Here is a 22,327-nt window from a genome sequence, read left to right on the forward strand (position 1 = left end):
ACAACAAGGACGCCATCTCCAACATCATCATCAAGCTCAACGAGCTGACGACGATGCTGGCCGACAACGATCAGTCGGTGCGCGACTTCAGCGACCGGATGACCGCCATGACGGGGCTGCTCGCCGAACAGGCCCCCGGCCTGCAGGCCACCCTCGATCAGCTCAACCAGTTCCTGGCCAACACCTCGACGACTTTCGCCGGGCACCAGGACGAACTGGCCGCCTCGCTGACGGGCTTGACCACCGTCACCAACCAGTTGCGCGACAACTCGGGCGCGGTGGTCGAGATCGTCGACGTGGTGCCGTTGCTGATGCGGAACATCGACGGTGCGATGGACAAGGAAAGGGGCTTCATGCGCAATCATGCGCTGATCGGTACCGCTCTCTCGGGCGAGCTCATCAGCGTGTTCTGTGAGCGGATCCAGATGCGGGCCGATGGTTGCCGCACCGGCAACGTCCAGGATTTCGGCCCCGACTACGGGCTCACCGCCGCACTGCTCGGACTGACGAAGTAACGAAGCGGAGCCGGTACGCCAAACCTGCACACCTCCCCGGACTCGGGCGCGCAAAAGCGCCCGGATGCGGTGAGCAGCAACCAGCATCATCCGACCGAGCAATACACCACCGTTTCGACACAGCCGAATGTCGTGGTCGTGCCGTCTGCCGAAGCCGCGAGACCTCACCGAAGTCACAGGCGTTGTGCGGTCTGTGTTGCGGTGAACTGGCACTCACGAAGGAGACTTTCGTAGCGAATTCAACCCGGACGGGATCGCTCATCTGGCATTCTCGATTTCGTTGCCGCGATATGCGATCTCGTCGGCCCGCCGCAATTTCCGCACGATGTCCTCGTCGGAGTGCCGTTACCGTCCACCGCACCGGTCGAACTGCACGGCGTCGAGATCCCGGCGGCTGCCCGGGTCCTGCTGCTCACCGGATCGGCGCATCGCGACGAGACAGTCTCCGCCAACCCGACACCTTCGATCTCGACCGCGACACCGGTGCCGCCTTCGCCTTCGGTGCTGGCCGACATCACTGCATCGGGGAATCTGGCGCAGGTGGAACTGCGGGTGGCGCTGGAGGAGATCGTCGCCGCGTTGGCCTGGTCGACAGGCGCGTGATCATCGAGGCAGCAAGGTGATTCGTGCGTTGTCGGCTGGGCTGAGGCCGGTGTGATAGCGGCGCGGTGGTTCCATCGGGCCCGCGATCGTTGCGATGCGGCGGTGTTGCAGGACGGTGCGGAACAGGATGCGGGCCTCGGCGAGGGCGAACTGCGCGCCGAGGCAGCGGTGCGCGCCGGCGCCGAAGGTGAGCCAGGAGTGGGTGCTCGGTCGGTTGTCGAGGAAACGTTCGGGCTGGAAGGCCATTGGTTCGCTGTAGTGCCGTTCGGATTCGTGGATCAACAGGATCGGCACGATAACGATGGCGCCCCGCGGGATCGCGACACCGTTGATCTCGGTATCGCGCAACGCTCGCCGCCCGGTGAACGGCGACACCGGCCGCAACCGCATCACCTCGGCGACCACGGCGTCGAGGTAGGCGTCGAGTCGGTCGGTGTCACCAGCGTCGACCGCGGCGTCCACCTCGGCCATGGCCGCCGGATGGCCGGCCAGCATGGTCGCGATCCAGCCGAGGGTGATCGCGGTCGTCTCGTAGGCGCCGAGCAGGATGCCGCGCATATCGCGGGCAAGGGCGGCGTCATCGTGTTGATCGAGGTCGGTGCCGATGTAGCGCGAGAGCACGTCACGCCGCTCGCTCGCCGCACCGGGAGTGGCGCGACGTGCGGCGATCTCTTCGATGACGACGGCGTCGACCTCGTTCTGGCGCCGCCGCAGCGGCGGGTAGGGCACCGTGTAGCCGCCGATGAACGGGGTGATCAGGGTGACGGCGAGGAAGCCGCGACTCTCGATCTCGCCGAACCAGCCGCTCACCGCCGCCTTCAGCCGGTCTCGGCGGGCGGGCGCGACATCGCCGAACACGACGCCGAGCAACACCCCGATGGCCAGGTCATAGCCGGCCGTCAAGAACTCGAACGGTGTACCGACCGGCCAGGTGGGCAGTTCCCGCTCGACCACCTCGACCATCAATTCCTCATAGGATCGCAGCGCGGCGGTCTGGAAAGGCGGTGCATACAGTCGGCGTTCACGACGGTGCTCGGCACCATCGAGGAAGATCATCGTCTGTTTACCGAACATGACATCGTGGCTCGAGAATCGGCTCAGCACCTGCCCGATCGAGAAATCATCGTGATTGGCGAACAATGCGCGCACGTCGCCCATTTCGTGAGTGACCAGCATTGTCGGAAATCCCGGCGGTGTCACGACGAACCGTTCCCCGAGTTCGAGCAGGGGCGAGGCGTGCGTGCCCGGCCGCAGCAGTCCGCCGAGTTGAGCGAGGTTGCGGGTGCGTAGCCGGGGCAGGTCGCGCAGCGAGATCGCAGTGTTGGACACCTCGCCATCCTCACGGCTGGCTCTGCGACTTGCAATCATGAAATTACTTCCATAGCAATGAGAATCGATTCTGGGGTGCCCCCAATTCCAGGGGCTCACCATGACTGACTCTATTCCAATGGTCCCGCTGTGGGCTGCCATGACAGCTAGGGTGGGCGCAGTTCCTGCGTTCCACGGTCAGAGGAAGTAGTTCGTGCTCAACACTTTCGTCGAAACACTGTTTGCCCGGGTAGAGAATCGCAAGGACGGAGCGGTGTATCGGTTCCTGGACAATGGTGACGTCGATGGTTCCGTTCGCGAAATGTCCTATGCCGAGCTGGGACGGCGCGCCCGCGCGATCGGTGCCGTGCTGCAGGATTCGGCGCCGCAACGGGCACTGCTGCTGTTTCCGGCGGGTCTGGAGTTCGCCGAGGCCTTCTTCGGCTGCCTGGTCGCGGGTGTCGTCGCGGTCCCCGCGCCACTGCCCGAGCTCGACAACCGCTCACTGCGCCGCCTCCGACGGATGGTGGCGCACGCCGATGTCGATGTGGTGTTGGCCCCGCGGCGCGTTGTCGCGGAGTCAGCGGCGCTGTGCGCGGAGGTCCCCGAGCTGACCGGGGTGCCGTGGCTGGCCACCGACGAACTACCCAACGCTGCCGCGCTGCGCTGGCGGGAACCGGATCTGAAGCCGGATTCGCCCGCGTTCATCCAGTACACGTCAGGTTCGACGAGCGCGCCGCGCGGTGTCGTCGTGACGCACGGGAATCTGCTGCACAACCAGGAGGCGCTCGCCGCCGGGCTCGGCCACGACCGCGACCTCGGCGGTCTCGTCGATGGGTCCGACGGTGCGCTGTTCGCCAGTTGGCTGCCGATGTATCACGACATGGGTCTGATCGCGCCGCTGCTGCACACGGTCTATATCGGCGCGCATTCGGTGTTGATGTCGCCGCTGCACTTTCTGCAGCGTCCTGAGCGTTGGCTGCAGGCGATTTCCACCTACCGCGCGCACACCAGTGGTGGGCCCAATTTCGGCTATGAACTGTGTCTGCGGCGGATCACCTCGGCGCAGATCGATGAGCTCGACCTGAGCCACTGGCGGGTGGCGTTCAATGGCTCCGAACCGGTGCGGGCCGCGACGCTACGGCGGTTCACCGACACCTTCGCCCACGCGGGCTTTCGCGCCGAATCTCACCAGCCGGTCTACGGATTGGCCGAGTCGACCCTGATCGTGACCGCGCCGTCGACCGCGGCGGCACCGACACTACTGACGGTTCCCGCCAGCCTCGGCGACGGATCACGTTCGCGGGGTACGGAACTCGTCGGGGTCGGCCGGGCAGTCGTCGGCATGTCGCTCGCGGTTGTCGACCCGGACACCGGTGCCCCGCGTGGCGACGGTGTCGAGGGCGAGATCTGGGTCGCCGGCCCCAGCGTGGCCGCAGGCTACTTCCGGGACGAGCAGGCCGGCGCGGCGGTGTTCGGTGCGCGGCAGGTGGGCGACGATCGTCGTTTCCTGCGCACCGGTGATCTCGGAATCCTCGCCGATGGCGAGCTGTTCGTCACCGGAAGGCGCAAAGATCTGGTGATTGTGGACGGTCGCAATCACTATCCACACGACATCGAGTCGACGGTCGAGACGGCCCATAGTGATGTTCGCGCCGGATGTGTCGCGGCGTTCTCCGTCGATCTCGGGGTGGACGGAGAACAGCCCGTCGTCGTGGCTGAAGTCCGCAGCACCGACCCCGACGCACTGTCCGCGATCGAGGGTGCGGTGCGCGCCGCGGTGGCTACCGAGCACGGGCTCACCCTCGCCGCGGTACTACTGATTCGGCCGGGGACGGTGTTCAAGACCAGCAGCGGCAAGATTCAGCGGTCGGCGTGCCGGGCGGGGTATCTGTCGGGCGAACTGCTCACCCTGCTGGCAGGCCCGATGCGGTCACCGGAGGACGAGTTCGACTTCGAGGCCACAGAGACCACCGGGTCCGCCGAGCCGGACGAGGCCACCGAATTGTCGGCGGAGGCCGTGCGATCGTGGCTCGTGAGCGCCATCGCGCGGCAGGCGCTGCTGGATCCCGAGCGTATCGACGTGCATCGTCCGCTGGTCGAATTCGGTTTGGGCTCAGCTGATCTGGTGGAGCTCGTCGTCGATCTATCGGACTTCGTCGGCCGCTTCATCGACACCAATCTGTTCTTCGACCACCCGACGATCGACGGTGTCGCGGTGGCGCTGAGCGCGCCGACCGACCCGAGTCCCGCGGTGCCCGAACAGGTCGAGGACATCACCGACACCGATGACGCGATCGCGATCGTCGCGATGTCGTGTCGCTTCCCCGGGGCCGCCGATTCCCCCGAGGCACTGTGGCGGCTGCTCGACGGTGATGTCGACGGGCTCAGCGAGGTGCCGCCGGGCCGCTGGGACATCGACGGCCTCTACGACCCGGATCCCACCGCGACCGGCACGGCCTACACCTTCCGTGGCGGCTACGTCGATGGGGTCGACCGCTTCGACGCCGCCTTCTTCGGCATCGGCCCCCGCGAAGCCGCGGTCATGGATCCGCAGCAGCGGATGATGCTGCAACTCGCCTGGGAGGCGATCGAACGGTCGGGTCGTGATCCGCGCACCCTGCACGGCAGCGCGACGGGGGTGTACCTCGGCGTGTACAGCACCGGCTATCTCGCCGATCCCGCACCGGAACAGCTCAACGGACAGGTCGGAACGGGACTTTCGCCGAGCGTCGCGTCCGGTCGGATCTCCTACACGCTGGGACTGCACGGACCGGCCGTCACGTTGGATACCGCGTGCTCGTCCTCGATTGTCGCGATGCACCTGGCGATCCAGGCGTTGCGGGCGGGGGAGTGTGACCTCGCGCTGGCCGGCGGTGCGACGCTGCTGATGTCACCCATCGCCCATATCGAACTGTGCCGATTGGGTGTGCTGTCGCCGACCGGTCGGTGCGCGCCGTTCTCGGCCGAGGCCGACGGAACCGTGTGGGCTGAGGGCGCCGGGCTGGTGCTGTTGAAGCGACTCGGTGATGCCCGCCGTGACGGGGACCAGGTGCTCGCGGTTGTTCGTGGGTCGGCGGTCAACCAGGATGGCCGCAGCCAGGGACTGAGCGCGCCCAACGGTGCTGCCCAGGAACAAGTTCTGCGCTCGGCCCTGCGCACCTGCGGTCTGGCACCACACGACATCGACTATGTCGAGGCACACGGAACCGGGACGGCGCTCGGTGATCCGATCGAAGCGCGGGCCCTGGCACGGGTATTCGGGCCCGGTCGTGATCCGCAGCGGCCACTGGGCATCGGGTCGTTGAAATCGCATCTGGGACATACCCAGGCCGCGGCGGGCGTGGCCAGCGTCATCAAACTCGTGCTGGCACTGCAGCACGAACGCATCCCGGCGACCTTGAACGTGAGTACGCCCTCACCGCACGTCGATTGGGCGCGCAGCGGTGTCGCGGTGCACGCGCAGCCCGCGCCGTGGCGGCGTGGCGATCGGCCACGCCGGGCCGGGGTGAGTGCCTTCGGGCTCAGCGGGACGAACGCGCACCTGATCCTCGAGGAAGCGCCGGCGGCTGAGGTGAGCTCGCCGTCGCCGGATGACGGGCGGGTGTTGCTGCTACCGATCACCGCGCGCAGCGCGGCCTCGGTGCAGGGGCAGGCGCAGCGGTTACTCGACCTGGTTCGCGCCGATCCGACACTGCAACCGGGTCCGCTCGCGCGGGCGCTTGCCCTGCAGCGCACCCAGTTCGAGCGGCGCGCGGTCGTGCTCGCCGCCGATCGCGACGACCTGCTCGGTGCCTTGGGTGACCTGGTCGCCGCGACCTCGTCGGCGAATGTGGTGCTCGGCGCCGGACCGGTGCTCACCAATGCCAAGACCGCCTTCATCTTCCCCGGGCAGGGTATGCAGTGGGTCGGCATGGGTCGCGACCTGCTCACCGACTCCGCGGAGTTCCGCGCGGAATTCGATTTGTGCGACAAGGTATTCGGTGCGCACCTCGGCTGGTCGCTGACCGACCGGCTGACCACGATGAGTGCCGCGGACCTGGTCGACTTCCCGGTGGTCCAGCCGCTGCTGTTCGCCACGATGGTCGCGCTGGCGGCCACCTGGCGGGCGGCGGGGGTATCCCCGGACGCGGTCATCGGGCACAGCCAGGGTGAGATCGCCGCCGCCTACTGCGCGGGTGTGCTCGCACTCGATGACGCCGCCAGGATTGTTGTCACCCGCAGCCGTTTGATGCAGGCCATCGACGAACCCGCCGCGATGGCGATGATCGGGCTGCCCGAGGCCGATGTCGCCACGCGACTGCTGGACTTCGATGGCCGCGTTTCGATCGCGGCGGTCAATGTGCGGCGGTCGACGATCGTGGCGGGGGAGCAGGCCGCGGTGACGCAACTGCTGGCCGAGCTCGACCGGGCCCGGATCTACACCAGGCTCGGTGCCGCCGGTCCCGGCTTGGCCGGGCACTGCCGAATGATCGAAACGATCCGCGAGCCATTTACTGAGCAACTGGCCGACCTGACCACGGATTCGCCCGCGCTGCCGTGGTATTCGACCGTGACCGGTGCACTGGTGTCCAGCGCGTCGATCGAACCGGAGTACTGGTACCGCAATGCGCGCGAGACCGTGCGGTTCGCGGCCACCATCGAGCAGATGATCGCCGACGGGTTCCGGTATTTCGTCGAACTCGGCGCGCACCCGTCGCTCACCGCGGCGGTGCGGACCGTGTCCGAGGAGCTGGCGCGCGAAGTGGTGGCTGTCGGCTCGCTCGCGCGCGATGAGGACGGACCGACCGCGCTGGCGCGGGCGCGGGCGCAACTCTATGTCGCCGGGCATGATCTCGACTGGACCAGGTTGGTGCCGACGACCGGTCGCGTCGACCTGCCCACCTATGCCTTCGATGAACGCCGATTCTGGACCGAGGGAGCCAACCGCGCGAGCACCGCGCTCGGGATCGATGATCTGGCCCATCCGGTCCTCGGCGCCGTGGTGCCGCAGCCGGAGACCGGTGGTGTCAGCCTGACCGGTCGGTTCTCGCGGGCGCGCCAGCCATGGGTCCTCGATCACGCGGGCCCCGACACGGTGCTGGTACCAGGGGCCGCGCTCGTCGAATGGGCTGTTCGCGCTGGTGACGAAGTGGACTGCCCCGCCGTGCGCGAGCTGGTGCTGCGCGCCCCACTGCTGGTCCCCGAACAGGGGTCCGTGCAGATCCAGACGGTGGTCGGTGGTCGCGACGCCGACGATCGCAGGGCCGTGCGCATCTACGCCCGCGACGAAGGTCAACCCGACGCGCAGTGGACGCTGCATGCCGACGGAGTCCTGGGCGAGGAACCGGTAGCGGTCTCGACGCACCAGGACGGCGCGGTATGGCCGCCGACCGATGCCACCCGCGTCGATGTCGATGACCTGTACGGCCGCCTGCACGACCGAGGCCACCACTACGGCCCGCTGTTCCGGGCGATGCGGGCGGCGTGGCGGCGTGGCGACGAGCTCTTCGTCGAGGTCGAACTCGACGAATCCGCGCACGGTGACGCCGCGAAATTCGGTATCCACCCGGCACTGCTCGACGCTGCCCTGCACGCCACCGCGGTGTTCGCCGAGGACGGCGGGAATGCGCTGCTGCCGTTCGTCTGGTCCGATGTCGCGCTGTCGGCCACCGGTGCCACCGCACTGCGGGTGCGGCTCACGCGCTCGGGCCCCGAGACCGTCGCCATGTCGGCCACCGACCGAACCGGACGCCTGGTCGTCTCGGTGGGGTCGTTGTTGTTGCGCCCGGTCGATGCCGCCCAGTGGCAGGCCGCCGCGCTCGCACCGGCCTACCGCCGCCTGTTCCAGGTCGAGTGGTCGCGGCTCGCGCTCCCCGCCCAGTCACGCGGCCGCACCATCACCGACTGGAACGGCGCCGAGACCACCGCGACCGATACGGTCATTGCGACTGTGCCAGTGGGCAATTCGCCCGCTCAGGTCCATGAGGCCGCCCAACATGTCCTCGCCGTACTGCAGAGCTTCCTCGGCGATCCACGCTTCGAGCAGTCGACCCTGGTGGTGCTGACCCGTGGCGCGGTCGTGGTGAACGCAACCGGACACCAGCCCGCGGACCCGCACGGTACGCGGGTCAACGGTGCGAGCGCGGTGAGCGCCGAACCGGCGCGTGCGGTCGGCCCTGATCCGGCCGGCGCGGTGGCGTGGGGTTTGGTTCGCTCGGCGCAGTCGGAGAATCCGGGCCGGATCGTCCTACTCGACACCGCCGACCTCGCAGTGGACTTCAATGCTGTGCTGGCGGTCGAACACCAGCAGGTGGCCGTTCGTGACGGTGTGGTGTTAGCTCCGCGACTGGCCCGACTGGCCGAGACCGCGGTTCCGCACGATCGGGTGGTCTTGGGCGAGGGCGCGGTCCTGATCACCGGTGCGCCCGGGCGACTCGGATCGGCTTTGGCCCGACATCTGGCCGATGCCTACGGTGCCCGCGAGCTGGTGTTGGTCAGTCGGCGCGGGATCGACGGTCCCGGCGGCACCGAATTGCGCGATGACCTCGAAAAGCGTGGTGTGCGTGTGCGATTCGCCGCCTGCGATATCGCCGACCGGTCGGCGCTGGCCGAGCTGCTCGACGGTCTGCCCCTCGCGGGTGTCGTGCACGCGGCCGCTGTGTTCGATGACGCGACCATCGGCTCACTGACACCGTCGCAGTTGACGGCGGTCCTGCGCCCGAAAGTCGAGGCGGCGCACCATTTACACGAGCTGACCGCGGATCGGAAGCTCTCGATCTTCGTGCTGTTCTCCGCGGCGGGCGGACTGTTCGGTACACCGGGTCAGGCCAACTACGCGGCAGCCAACGCCTATCTCGACGCGTTGGCGGTGCACCGCCGCGCACTGGGTCTGCCCGGCCAGTCACTGGCCTGGGGCGCCTGGGACCTCGACATGCACGACCACCTGGCCGAGGCCGACATTCGGCGGATCAGCCGGGCCGGCGTGCGCGCGTTCTCGGTGCCCGACGGCATGGCCTGCTTCGATGCCGCACTGGCCCACGGTGATCCGGTGCTGGTACCGCTGCTGCTCGACACCGAGGTATTGCGGCGCTCGACCGCGGTGCCGCCGCTGCTGCGCGGGCTGGTGCGGCGGGCACCACGCCGTGCGGTCGCCGATCGAGCATCGGTGGAGCACGTCGCGGGATCGGCGTTCGCGCGAGAACTTCGAACAGCACCGCGGGCCGAGGCCATCAACCTGGCGATGGCCTCGGTCGCCGCCTGGATCGGTGAGGTGCTCGGTCATGCCGGTGGTGAGAAGATCGCCGCCGAGCAGACCTTCCAGAGCTTGGGCCTCGACTCGTTGATGGCTGTCGAACTGCGCAACAAGGTGCGCGAACACACCGGCATCGCGGTACCGCTCGGCACGATCCTCGCCGAGCAGAATCTCACCGACCTCGCGACCTATCTCGTCGACCAGGTCGCCGCACTCGACACCGGTGCCCGCACCGACACCGTCACCGCCGTACCCGAGGTGGAAACCCTGCCGGTGACCAGGGACATGATGCGACTGCTGCGCAGCGAACAACTCGGCATCCCCAGCGCCGCGCAGACCGGCGGTGTCGCGGTGCGGCTACCCATTGCGGTCACCAGGGCGCAGCTCGAACAGGCAATCGCGCGACTGGCAGGCCGACATGGCGCACTGCGCACCACCATTCACGCCGGCGACGAGCACGGTCGCCGACTCGAGATCCGCCGCGACGCTGTCCCGCCGCTCGCCTGGCGCGACCTCGACCACCTCGACACCGCCGTCGCCGAGGCCCATTTCCGGGAACTGATGGCGCGGCCCTACGACCTGGCGGCAGGCCCGCTCTGGCGGTTCGAACTTCTGCATACCGAATCCTTCGGGCAGATCCTGCTTTTCGGCGCGCACCACAGCATGAGCGACGTGCAGTCGATGCTGCTCGTCGCCGGTGAGCTCGCCGCCGAGCTCTCCGGTGCGCCACTCGACGACATCGTGACCAACCGGGACCTGCACCAACTGCTCGCTGCCCAGACGAGCCGCCGCGACGACACCGCGATCACGCGTTGGCGTGCGGCATTCGCCGGCGTGCAACGCCTCGAGCTGACCCTGGCCCAGCCACGTCCGGCCCAGCGCAGCTACGGCGCGGGAGCTCTCGCCCTCACCTTGCCTGCGGGCCTGCACGATCGAGTCGCTGACCGGGCTCGCGAACTCGGCATCACCCCCGCCGCGCTATTCCTCGGCGCACTGACGCTCACCCTGGCCCGCAGGCAACGGATCGACCGATTCGTCCTGGCGGTCCCGGTCGACACCCGGATGCACGCCGATGCCACCGACGCCGTCGGATACTTCGGTGTGCCAGTACCCTTTCCCGCGGTGCTCGACAGTGGCGACCTCGTCGCGGATGTGCTGCGGCGCACGGGTGATCGACTACGCAACCTGCTCGCCCCCGGCGCCGGATTCGCCGAAGTCCTCGCCGCGCTGGCCGGTGCGGGGCTCGCTCGCGACAATGCGCCGCTGGTCGAGGTCTACTTCAACTACCTGCGGGCCAACTCCGCGGTCAGCCACGCCGAGCTCGTCCCGGTGAGTACGGGTTTCTCCGACCTCGATCTGATGATCGCGGTGCTGCCCGACACCGGACAGGTGTGGTTCACCTACAACACCGACATCATCGACGCGCGCACCTGCACCGACTTCGGCACCGACTATCTGGCTGTAGTCGAAGCCGCGGTGGCTGATCCCGGTGCGCTCGCCCGACCCGAAACCGGTACGCAGCAGCCGAACTCCGGCGTGCGCGTCGCGCTGGGTGCGACCTTCGCGCTCGGCCGCGTGCCCGAGTTGTTGGCTGCCGCGTCATCGGAGTTCCCGTTGACCGTCGCCGAAGCGCCGTACCACCAGGTGCTTGCGTGTCTGCGCGATCCGTCCGGAGTCTTCGCCCAGCCCTCGACAACACTGGGCGCGGTGCTGGTGCGGGCGGCCGATCTGGAACGTTTCGGGGAGCTCTCCGACGAACTGCTCACCGAACTCGCCACCGAATTCTCGGCCGCGGTCGGTGATCTGGTTGCCCGCACCCGCCGACCGCTCATCGTCGCCATCCTGCCCACGCAGCGGCCCGCGCAGCGACTGCTCGACTGGGAACAGCTCCTCGCGCACCGCCTGCGCGAGGTACCGGGCGTCGCGGTGCTGGAGGCGGGGGACTGGTCGCACCGGCATCCGGTCGAGAATCCCTTCGACGACCGGACCGAGATCCTGGCGCACCTGCCCTTCACCCCCGAATTCCAGGCCGCGCTCGCCCTCACCCTCGTCGCCACCGTGACCGCCGCCACCGAACCAGCCCCGAAGGTCGTCGCCGTCGACGGCGACGACACGCTGTGGGGTGGCATCGCCGGGGAAATCGGTGCCGGCGGTGTCACATTCGACACACCGCGGCTGGCCTTGGCGACGCGGCTGCGGCAATGGCGCCGGGCGGGCACCCTGCTGGTGCTGCTCAGCAACAATGACGACGACATCGTCCGCGAGATCCTGGACCGACCGGACAGTCCGTTGCGATACGAGGATTTCGCTGTTGTCTCGACCGGCTGGGACGCCAAACCCGCACGGCTCGAACAGCTCGCGCGCACCCTCGGCCTCGGTCTCGACACCGTCAGCTATCTCGATGACAACCCGGTGGAAGTGGCGCGCATGCGCGCCCAGCTGCCCGAGGTGCTGTCGGTGACCTGCCCGCCCGGTGCGCAACTTCCGGCGTTCCTGCGCCGATGGTGGCCGGTCGTTCCGCTCGCCGCGACCGTCGAGGACCGCTACCGCGCCGACTTCTACCGTGCCGAGGCCGACCGCGACCACGCGCGTGACGGCACGGAATTCGCGGAGTTCCTCGATCGCCTCGACCTCGCGGTGACCATCGAGGCACTGACCGAGGACACCGCGCCTCGGGCCGCGCAACTGGTGCGCCGAACCAACCAGTTCACCCTCGCCGCGGTCACTGTCGCGGACCTGGACCGCTGGCGCACGGACGGCGAAGTATGGACCGCGACGGCGAGCGACCGCTTCGGCGACTACGGGCTTATCTCGGTACTCGCCCTGCGACCCGACGGCGACACCCTGCGGATCACCGGCTGGCAACTCAGCTGCCGGGCGTTGGCTCGCGGCGTCGAGGAGCGCCTGCTGTCCTGGGTCGCCGACCGCGCCGAGGTCCTCGGCTGCACAACGATCGCCATGACGGTCGAACACACCACCCGCAACGAACCAGCCCGCCGGTTGGCCGCCCTTTTGTCCGCGAGCCCCACGGGCGAGGGAGCACAGGAGGTCTCGGCGACTCCGCAGCACCTACGCGCGTTCAGGTCCTGGCAGGTAGTGGAGGCGACGCGATGACCGTTCCGAACGACCCGACGACAGTCCGCACCCCGGCCGTCGACCGTCGCGCCCGCGGTGAATCGCTCGAACGCGACCAGGGCGGCCTCGATGTCGCGTCGCTGCTCGCGCGGGTCGGTGCCGTCAGTACCGCGGCAGCGCCCGGGCCGGAGCCGAGTGCGCGTCGATCGGCGATCGCCGCACCCACACCGCGGACAGGCGCGCCGAGCAGCGTGGACGAACTGGCCACCGCGATCACCGCGGTGGCGAATCAGTTCACCGACAAGCCCCTCGACCCCGACACCGACTTCTTCGATGTGGGCGGAACCTCCCTCGCCGCGGTGGAATTGGCCGCGGCACTGGCACGTGAGCTCGATCTCGACCTCGATCTCGACACGGTGTTCTTCGACGCGCGACCCCGCAGGCTGGCCCATCGCTGGCTGGCCGAGCATCCGGGATATGTGTTGCCGCAATCCGCTGTGTTGCCGCGGCCCATGGTGTCGCCGCTCGCCACGGACACCGCGCTGAGCAACCCGGCCGGCACCGCGTCGGCACCTGTCCCGGCCGACACCGATGAGCTGGCCCAACTCTTTGCCGACCTCGCCGGTGCCGATCGCTTGCCGGTGGTGTCAGCGCCGCGACGGATCGCCCCACGACGCATCCTGCTGACCGGGGCCACCGGATTCCTGGGCAGTCATCTGCTCCTGGATCTGCTGCGGCACAGCGAAGCCCACGTCGTGTGCCTGATCCGGGCCGACGACGACGCCGCCGCGGCGAAACGTCTCGAACAAGCCATCCGCCGCTATTCCCTGCCCTGGTCACGGGAGGTACTGCGGCGGGTGACCCCGTTGGCCGGTGATCTGCGGGAGCCGCGGCTGGGGCTGACCGAGCAGCGGTGGGAATCGCTGGCCGCCGACCTCGACTCGATTGTCAATGCCGGTGCCGCCGTTGACTTCCTGCGCGGCTATCCGTCCTTGCGGCGAACGAATGTCCTCGGCCCGCTCACCCTGGCCGAACTGGCCTGTACCACCCGCCCCAAACCGCTGCACCACATCTCCTCACTGGCGGTGTTCAACGGCTCCGATGCCACCACCCTCGGCGAAGATGTCGCGACGGCCAACGTCGCCGACTTGCCGATCGGCTACGACCGAGCCAAATGGGCGGCCGAGGCGCTGCTGCGCCGGGCAGGCGAGCACGGTCTGGTGGTGACGGTGCTGCGGCCAGGTGGGATCGGCAGCCACCCCGAGACCGGGGCGCACAACCCGCGCGACCTCGCCACCGGCATCACCGCGGCGCTGCTGCGCTTGCGTACCGTGCCAGGTTTCCGGTATCTGAATGCGGCCCCGGTGGATTGGGTCAGCCGCGTCACCGCGCAGATAGTCACCACCCCGAGTGCCTGGGGCCACACCTACCACCTCACCGGCCCACCCACCTCCCTCGAACAAGTCGTCGCCGAAACCACGCTGGGCGGCATGGGCGTTCGCGTACAGCACTGGGAACAGTGGTGCGAGGACGTGGTGCGGGCGATCAGGGAGGAACCGGTGCCGCAACTGCAACCCCTGGCCCAGGTGTTGCAGAGTCCGGTGGCACGCCGACAGTTGGCGGCCATGGTGCGCACCCCGCCCGCCACGGCCACCCGCACCGACGCCTTTGTCGCGGCCAACGGCCTGCCCGCGCCGAACACCTCGGTCCAGGCCCGCGGGCGAATGCTGGCGGCGATGGCCGCCCTCGGCCCTCGCCCCGGCGAGCAGCCGTATCTGCGGTTCTCCGAGACCCTGTCCGGAACCATCACCGCCGCAGGCGAAACCGGCGAGATCCCGTGCGATCTGCGACTGACCCTGTCGGTAGTGAACAGCGCACAGGCCTTCACCGCGCGCACACTGGACGTCACCGGCGAGATCACCTGCCCCGCACTGCACGAGCACCCGCTCACCGTCGAGGGCACCGCGACGGTCCGCCCGCACGACGGGACCCCGCTGCGCGATGAACTACGGCATCCGATCATGCATTATCAACTGCGACTGCGTGATTCGTCGGGTGCGGACTGGTGGCTCGACGGCTACAAGTTCGCCGCGGCGCGCCGACGCCTGGTGCGCCAACTCGGCACCCAGGTGATCGAGATCGGCAGAAGCGGTGCACCGGCCACCTACACCGGTGAGGTCGCGGTCCCCCCGCACACCTACCTACCCGACCAGATCGACGGCATCGTCATCGACCCACGGCTCTCGCAACGTCAGCAACGCGTGGCGAAACTGTTGTGGCTCAGCTGGTTCGGCGGTCAACTCGGCCAGAGCCTGATGGAACCGGTCCTGCGGGTCGGTATCGACCTGCTCGACCTGCGTCGCGCCATGCGAAAGGAGCAGCGCCGATGAGTGCCCTGCGGTCGAGCCCTCTCGAACCCGAGGTGATCGAGTTCCGCACCGACGACGGCCTCGAGCTGCACCTGCGTCGCGTCGGCCCCGCCGATGGCCCCGCGGTGCTCCTGGTACACGGCCAGGGCGTGTCCTCAGAAATGTTCGCGCTCACCGAGATTCGCAATGTGACCGACGTGCTGGCCGACGCGGGCTACCAATCCTGGCTGCTCGACTGGCGGGGCAGTTGCCGCCTGCCGTACAACGAATCCGGCCCGCCCTACACCATCGATGACGTCGCGCTCTACGACCTGCCCGCCGCCGTGGCACAGATCAGAGCACGGATCGGCGACCGTTCGCTGTTCGTGGTCGGGCACTGCATCGGCGCACTGGCCGTGGCGCAGAGCCTCACCGCCGGCCTGCTCCCCGGACTGGCAGGCGTGGTCGCCCAGGGCGTCTTCCTCACGCCCAAGGTCGCCACCTCGACCCGCATGCGGGTACTGCTGGGCAGCGAACTCCTCGGCTCGCGGGTCGGCCACCTCGAATCCGACTTCCGCAAGGTCGGGCTGTGGTCACGGCGCACCCTGCTCTACGCGGCACTCTCGCGCAAGGGCGAGTGCCCCGACCCCACCTGTCGAATGGTCCATCACGGCTGGGGGATGGGCGCCGAACTGTTCGAACACGACCACCTCGACCCCCGCACGCACGACCGGCTGGGCGAACTGTTCGGCCCGATCGCACTGGGCGTGCTCGGCCATCTGCGGCAGATGGAACTCGCGCACGCCGTTGTGCGCTGGAACGTCGACGACGACCGCTACCGCGTGCTCCCGGAGAACGCACTCGATCACGCCGATCGCATCGACTGCCCCGTGCTGCTGCTCGCGGGTACCCGCAATGCGGCCTGGATCGATTCCAACAAGCTGTGTTACGAGGTGCTCGCGGACCGCAATCCAGGCCTCGATGTCCGCTACACCGAAATCCCCTCCTATGGACACCTCGACACCTTCATCGGCCGTGGCGCGGCGCTCGACGTCTTCGGCTATCTCGTCGACTTCTTCGACGAGCTGTCAGCTGGGCAGGCGTAGTGGCAGGCCCGCCGACCGGTAGACGGCATCGATGACCGACATGGTGTCGACGGCATCGTCGGGCGTGGTCGGCACCGGCACACCGCGCAGGACCGCAGCGGCGAAGGCGTCGAGTTGATAGTCGTAGGAGCTGCGGCGCGAGAACCGGTGCACCCGCCTGCCCTGTTCGGTGCGGACCACCAGCAGATGCCCCAGATGCGGCAGCACCGGGTTGACCAACCGCAGCCGGCCGCGCTCGCCGACCACTGTGGCGCTGATCCGCAGCAGGTCCGAAGACCACATCGAGCAGCGGATGCGGCCGGTGTGTCCGGACGGGAAACGCAGGTCGGCCGACATCGCGCGATCGATTCGCGCGTCGTGCAGCTTCGCCCGCGCCGCAACCACTTCCGGGTTCTCGCCACCGAGGAGCCGGGCCATGTGCACGGCGTAGCAGCCCGCGTCCATCAGCGCACCGCCCGCGAGGTCGTAGTCGTAGCGGATATCGGAGAACTTGGGCAGCGGAAACGACAGGGCGGCGTCCACGTTCCGCAGCGTCCCCAATTCGCCTGCGGCGATGATCTCTTCGGCGGCCTTCGTCAACGGGTGGTAGCGGTAGTGGAACGCCTCCATCACCACTCGATCGGAAGCACCGGCGAGCGCGGCGATCTCGCGCGCTTCCTCGGCATTGGCGGTGAACGGCTTCTCGCACAGCACATGCTTTCCGGCCGCCACGGCAGCGCGGGTCCAGCGACCGTGCAGACCATTGGGCAGCGGAATGTAGACCGCGTCGATATCGGGTGCGTCGATCAGCTCCTGATAGTTGTCGTACACCGTGCCGATGCGGTGCTTGCGGGCGAACTTCTCCCCGCGCGACCGCTCACGCGCCGCCACCGCGGCGACGACGACGACCTCCGGATTCCGCTCGGCCGGTCCGATCACCGCCGCGGGCGCGATACCGGCCGCGCCGAGGATTCCGATACGGAGTTCTGCGGGCCTGTCTTCGCTCACCACCAGACGTTAACACCGGAAACGACCACGAACGGAAGTCGAGAATATGCGTATCGCCTTGTTGACGGCGGGAACCCGCGGCGATCACCAGCCGTATCTCGCGCTGGCCGACGAATTCGCCGCGCGCGGCCATCACGTCGAGATCACCGCCACCGAGAACTACGCGGAGGTGGTGCGGCGCTCGGGTTTCCAACCACACGTTATCCCGTTCAACTCGGCGGAACTGCTGGAATCGCCGACGGCCAAACGGGCGCTGTCCTCGGGCAAGACGCTGCCGTTCGTGCGGATCATGCTCGACACGGTCAAGATCATGGCGGGCGAGCGCGGTGAGCGCATGCACCACGTGCTCAGCGACGCCTGCGACTCGGCGGATGTGATCGTCAGCTGTGCCTCGACCCTGCCGTGGGCGATGGAGCGTGGCGAGCAGACCGGCCAGCGGGTCCTCGGCTGCCTGCCGTATCCGCTCGAACGGACCGCGGAGTTCCCCTCCTCGTTCATGGTCAAGCGAATGATCTCCTCGCGCTGGTTGCGTCGCGCGAGCTATGCGGCCTTCGAATTCGCCTACGGTGTCGCCTATCGCCGGGTGGATCGGCGGGTGCGGGAAATGATGGAGTTGCCCGGTGCGCCGCGCAACCCGTTCCGGCGCATCCGCGAGGACGGCATCGCGTTGGTGCACATGGTGAGTCCGGTGCTGCTGCCCACCCCGGCGGACTGGCCGGACCGCTCGATCGTCGTCGGCGCGCCGACCCTGGCACCGCGGCTGCGCGGTGCGTGGGGTGAGGACGAGCTCGATTCGACGCTGACCGAATGGCTCGACGAGGGGGAGCCCCCGATCTACTTCTGTCTGACCGGAATGCCGATCCTCGACCCGGTCGGCTGCTGCGCGTTGATCGCCGCCGTGTGCCGCAGGTTGGGGGCGCGCGCCTTGGTGACGGTCAAGGGCGAGGGGTACCCGCGCGGCATCAGCGAGGACCGCACCCTCCATGTCGTCGACTCCTTCGACTATGACCGCGTGCTGCCTCGCTGCCGGGCGGTGGTCCACCACGGCGGCAGCGGCAATACCCACGACGTGCTGCGCGCAGGCCTGCCCGCGGTGGTGATCGGGGTGCACAGCGACCAGTTCTTCTACGGCTGGCGCATCACCGCCCTCGGTATCGGCGCCGACTTCCCCTATCCCGCGCTCACCGAGGACCGGCTGCACGACGCGCTGGTCCGCACGCTCACGCCCGAAGCGCGCAGCAGGGCAGCGGAACTCGGTCGCGAGGTCGCTGCCGAGAACGGTGTCCGGGCGGCGGCCGACGCCGTGGAACGCCTGGCCGTCGCGACCTCGGCCTGAGCGGTGGGCGATCGCGTGCATGTCGCGCTCTTCACCGACTTCCACCCCGACACCCTCGGCGGCGTGCAGACCGCGATGCGGTCACTGTGCGACGGGCTGCGCGGACTCGGTCATCGAGTGACCGTATTCACCGCTCCCGCACCGGGTTCCGTGCTCGGCGACGCGGACACCGTCGTGCTGTCGGCGTCGCCGTTCTCGATGTCGAACGGCCTGCCGATGGTGCTGCCGAGCCGAGCCAACCGGCGCCTGATCGATGCGGCGTTGCGTGCGCGAGATATCGATATCATCCACTCGCTGACCACCTACGGTGCCGGGATCGCCGGGATTCGTGCTGCCCGCCGACACGGCGTCCCACTCGTGCAGACCATGCAGAGCCGCGACGACACCGTCATCGAAAAGTACTCGCCTGCACCGTATCTCGCCGCGTGGATGATGCGTTGGGTGCATGGCCTGTTCGTACCGCTGCGCCGTCAACCGCCCTGTGCCGACGACAGTCGCACCGCCCGGCTCGCGTGGCGCCCGCTGATCGCTCAGGCACAGGCCGCCGACCGAGTGATCGTGCCGACCAACCACTTCGCCCGCCGCCTCGCTGATCGTGGCGTCGACCGCCCGATCCATGTGGTGTCCAACGGGATCGATGACGCGCTCCTCGACCGTGTCCGACACGGGCGCGGTGCGGCGAGGAACACCGATGCCCCACTGCGGGTTCTCTGGTGCGGTCGCCTGTCCGCGGAGAAGCGTCCCATCGAGGCGATCCAGGTGGTGGGCCTCGTCCCCGACTGCACCCTCGACATCTACGGCAGCGGTCCGCTCGCCGACCGGGTTGCTGCTGCCGCCGCCGATCTGCACGACCGCGTGCGCCTGCACGGCCGAGTCGACCAGGCCAGCTGCCTGGCCGCGATGGGTGCGCACGACCTGCTGCTGCTCACCTCCGACTGCGACACCCAGGGCATGGTCCTGCTGGAAGCGGTGGCCATGGGCCTGCCGGTCCTGTACTGCGACCCCGAACTGTCCGAAACCGTGCCCGCGCAGGGCGGTATCCGCACCACCGATGCCTCGGTGGAGTCCTTCGCCGCCGAACTCGCCGCTCTCGCGTCGGACCGAAACCGCCTGTCCACCATGGTCGAGGCGCTCACCGCCCATGCCGAGGAGCCACGCCAATCTCGACACCTCACCGATATTGTGTCGGTCTACACGGACGCCATGTCCACGACATCAACGACTGCGCGTTGACCTCCTTGACCCCGACCAATGCGCATTCATGCGAATCGTTGAGAAGTGTCGTTCCGCGAAACGGCTTGGTGCTGAGCACTATTGGGTCTTGATCGGTCACCCGGGCGCACCTATCGCTTTGCGCAGACTCGTCAGCGCCTGCGTCTGCGCATGCATGCGGCTGGCCGACCCACGGTTGACGTGGTCGACGGCGGCATACAGCAGCGCCCACATCATGTTCACGATCCACGAGGCATCGAGCGCTGCGTCGATCGAGCTGTCGTCGCGCCCCCGTTCTATCGCCGCGATCGCTTCGTCGTCGGACAGGCACGATGTGGTCTCGTCGTATACGCCGGATGTGAAGAACATGACCGTCAGGACATCGCTGAGTTCGAAGTACTCCTGACACAGCCGCAGGACCGCGTCGAGCCCTGTCCCGTCAGCCAGGCGCGCACGCTTGGAGGCGTCGGCCACGGCCTGTTCGGTGCGCCGCCCGACGGCGGTGATCAGGTCGGATCGTTCGGGAAAGTAGCGGTGCAGCGTCGTACGCCCGACGCGAGCCTTCTCGGCGACTTCCGTCAGCGACGCGTTGGGCGATTTCGCGAACGTCGCCACTGCCGCATCGAGAATCGCGCGACGGGTGCGTTCGCGGGCACTGGTCTCTTCGACATCCTCCACAGGAGCAGAGTAAACGAGATCCATCCTGGATATTCGCTTTACTAAAATGGAACAGTGCTGTTCCATTGAAGGGTGACGACGATTGCGCCTCCCACCGGAACCGCTCCACCGATGACCATGTCGAACCTGGGTGTCCTGATCGGTTATGCCCGACCGCACACCCGCGCTCTGCTGATCGGACTCGTACTCGCTCTCGGCAGTTCCGCGACGGTGATGGCGACGCCGATGGTGACCAAGTCGATCCTCGACGCGCTCGGCACGGGCGCGTCGATCATGGGCCCGACCGTTGCCCTGTTGGTGCTGCTCGTCATCGGCGCCGCACTCGGGTGGGGCTACTGGATACTGCTCGGGACCGTCGCCGAGAACATCGTCTTCGACGCACGCACGTCGCTCGTTCGACGACTGCTCGGCGCGACGGTTCCGTCGGTGCAGGCGCGTCCCACCGGCGAGTTGGTCACGCGCGTCACGGCGGACACCTTGCTGCTGAAGGAGGCCGCGTCGTCGGCGGTGATCGGCATCATCAACGCCACCTTCCTGACGGTGGGCACCGTGATCCTCATGGGTGTGCTCGACATGATGCTGCTCGGCGTCACCGTGCTGGCCATCGTGGTCGTCGGCATCCTGTTCGGAACACTCATGCCGCGAATTGCCAAGGCGGACGCGCAAACTCAGGAATCGCTCGGCCGCCTCGGCGGAGTGCTGGAAGGCAGCCTGCGTTCGGTGCGCACCGTCAAGGCGGCACGCGCCGAGCACCGCATCGCCACGTTGATCGGCGCCGACGCACGCAACGCCCGGACACACGCGATCGAGTCGGTGCGCGTCTCGGCAACGGCATGGACCGTCGCGTGGACCGGCGTGCAGGGCGCCATCATCGCGATCCTGGCCATCGGCGCCTGGCGCGTCGACAACGGTTCGCTGACCGTGTCGACGCTGATCGCGTTCCTGCTGTACGCGTTCACGTTGATGGGACCGATCCAAGAACTGACCACGCACATCACGGCCATGCAGTCGGGTATCGCTGCCGCCATGCGTATCCGGGAGATGGAGGCGCTGCACTCCGAAGCAGACGTGGCGCACGAGTTTGCGCCGGCGACGACCGCCGAGCCCGACGCCGCCTTGCGTTTCGACGACGTCACGGTCCGCTACGCACCTGATGGACCGCACGCATTGAAGGGATTGACGCTGCGGATTCCGGCGACCGGCCATACCGCCATCGTTGGCCCGTCCGGCGCGGGCAAGACAACGGTGTTCTCGACGATCCTGCGATTCGTCGAACCCAACACCGGGACCATCTCGGTGGGCGGCGTGGCGTACCGGAACCTGACGATGTCGGAAGTTCGCGCGCGTATCGCATACGTCGAGCAGGAATCCCCTTTGGTGCCAGGCACATTGAGCGACAACCTGCGATTCCTGCGCCACGATGCCACCGACGACGAAGTGGCCGAGGTTCTTCGCCTGCTCCGCCTCGACTCGGTCGTCGCGGCCCAGCCGAAAGGCCTGGACACCCACGTTCGCGACACCGATCTTTCGGGCGGGCAGCGGCAACGGATCGCGATGGCACGCGCGATGCTCGGTGACGCCGACGTGCTGCTTCTCGACGAAGCGACGTCGCAGATCGACACCCTGACCGAGGCATCGATCGTCGAAGCGATCGCCGTGCGGGCGCGCACCCACGCCGTCGTCACGATTGCTCACCGCTTGTCGACCGTGCGGCACGCCGATCGGATCGTCGTAATGGACGACGGCAGCGTCCGGGCAGTCGGGACGCACGACGAGTTGATGCGCGCCGACGACCTCTACGCGCGAATGGTCCGCGCCGGTGGATTCGCGTAGGCGCGCATAGTGTGTCGGCCATTACCCTCGGGCCAGAACTTGCACTCGCTGACTCGATTTCCTCCGGCACCGATGTAGTCACCGGTCTTCAC

Annotated in this window: 10 protein-coding genes and 1 pseudogene; 8 read left to right on the top strand and 3 right to left on the bottom strand. The window is 68.1% G+C overall.

The window, feature by feature from the left end:
* Positions 1-515, top strand: a pseudogene (locus ACLJPD_RS11460) (mammalian cell entry protein); the annotation flags it as partial.
* 339 nt (positions 516-854) lie between these two features.
* Complete coding sequence (locus ACLJPD_RS11465) at positions 855-1,118, top strand: hypothetical protein (RefSeq protein ID WP_410872012.1); 264 nt, start codon at positions 855-857, stop codon at positions 1,116-1,118.
* On the opposite strand, the gene ACLJPD_RS11470 is transcribed toward ACLJPD_RS11465, so the two are convergent.
* The gene (locus ACLJPD_RS11470; RefSeq protein WP_410872013.1) at positions 1,119-2,447 is read right to left on the bottom strand and encodes a cytochrome P450; all 1,329 of its coding nucleotides are present in this window, start codon (positions 2,445-2,447) and stop codon (positions 1,119-1,121) included. It lies immediately after the preceding gene.
* Positions 2,448-2,640: 193 nt separating this feature from the next.
* Here ACLJPD_RS11470 and ACLJPD_RS11475 point away from each other — a divergent pair, with 193 nt between their 5' ends.
* From ACLJPD_RS11475 to ACLJPD_RS11485, 3 genes are read left to right on the top strand one after another with little or no spacing between them, the layout of a single operon-like run.
* Positions 2,641-12,774 (top strand): HAD-IIIC family phosphatase, encoded by a 10,134-nt coding sequence (locus ACLJPD_RS11475; RefSeq protein WP_410872014.1) that lies wholly within the window; start codon positions 2,641-2,643, stop codon positions 12,772-12,774.
* Positions 12,771-15,125: a thioester reductase domain-containing protein gene (locus ACLJPD_RS11480; RefSeq protein WP_410872015.1), complete on the top strand. Its 2,355-nt coding sequence runs from the start codon at positions 12,771-12,773 to the stop codon at positions 15,123-15,125. The genes ACLJPD_RS11475 and ACLJPD_RS11480 overlap by 4 nt, the downstream gene beginning before the upstream one ends.
* A complete protein-coding gene (locus tag ACLJPD_RS11485) occupies positions 15,122-16,189 on the top strand; it encodes an alpha/beta hydrolase (protein WP_410872016.1) in 1,068 nt (355 codons plus the stop codon). The genes ACLJPD_RS11480 and ACLJPD_RS11485 overlap by 4 nt, the downstream gene beginning before the upstream one ends.
* Here the strand turns inward: ACLJPD_RS11485 and ACLJPD_RS11490 are convergent.
* Positions 16,172-17,176, bottom strand: a complete 1,005-nt coding sequence (locus ACLJPD_RS11490; protein WP_410872017.1) for a Gfo/Idh/MocA family protein — start codon at positions 17,174-17,176, stop codon at positions 16,172-16,174. The genes ACLJPD_RS11485 and ACLJPD_RS11490 overlap by 18 nt on opposite strands.
* A 46-nt stretch (positions 17,177-17,222) precedes the next feature.
* Here ACLJPD_RS11490 and ACLJPD_RS11495 point away from each other — a divergent pair, with 46 nt between their 5' ends.
* On the top strand, positions 17,223-18,512 hold the full coding sequence (locus ACLJPD_RS11495; RefSeq protein WP_410872018.1) for a glycosyltransferase: 1,290 nt from the start codon (positions 17,223-17,225) through the stop codon (positions 18,510-18,512).
* A 15-nt stretch (positions 18,513-18,527) separates the two neighbouring features.
* Positions 18,528-19,745, top strand: coding sequence for a glycosyltransferase (locus tag ACLJPD_RS11500; protein ID WP_410872019.1), 1,218 nt, complete (start codon positions 18,528-18,530; stop codon positions 19,743-19,745).
* Between the two features lie 96 nt (positions 19,746-19,841).
* Here ACLJPD_RS11500 and ACLJPD_RS11505 read toward each other — a convergent pair whose 3' ends face one another.
* A complete protein-coding gene (locus ACLJPD_RS11505; RefSeq protein ID WP_410872020.1) occupies positions 19,842-20,402 on the bottom strand; it encodes a TetR/AcrR family transcriptional regulator in 561 nt (186 codons plus the stop codon).
* Between the two features lie 111 nt (positions 20,403-20,513).
* Between ACLJPD_RS11505 and ACLJPD_RS11510 the strand changes: the two genes are divergently transcribed.
* Entirely contained in the window at positions 20,514-22,235 is a 1,722-nt protein-coding gene (locus tag ACLJPD_RS11510) for an ABC transporter ATP-binding protein (RefSeq protein WP_410872021.1), read from the top strand.
* Positions 22,236-22,327: the final 92 nt, after the last annotated feature.

The organism is Nocardia sp. A7 (assembly GCF_046549215.1).
Lineage (GTDB): Bacteria > Actinomycetota > Actinomycetes > Mycobacteriales > Mycobacteriaceae > Nocardia.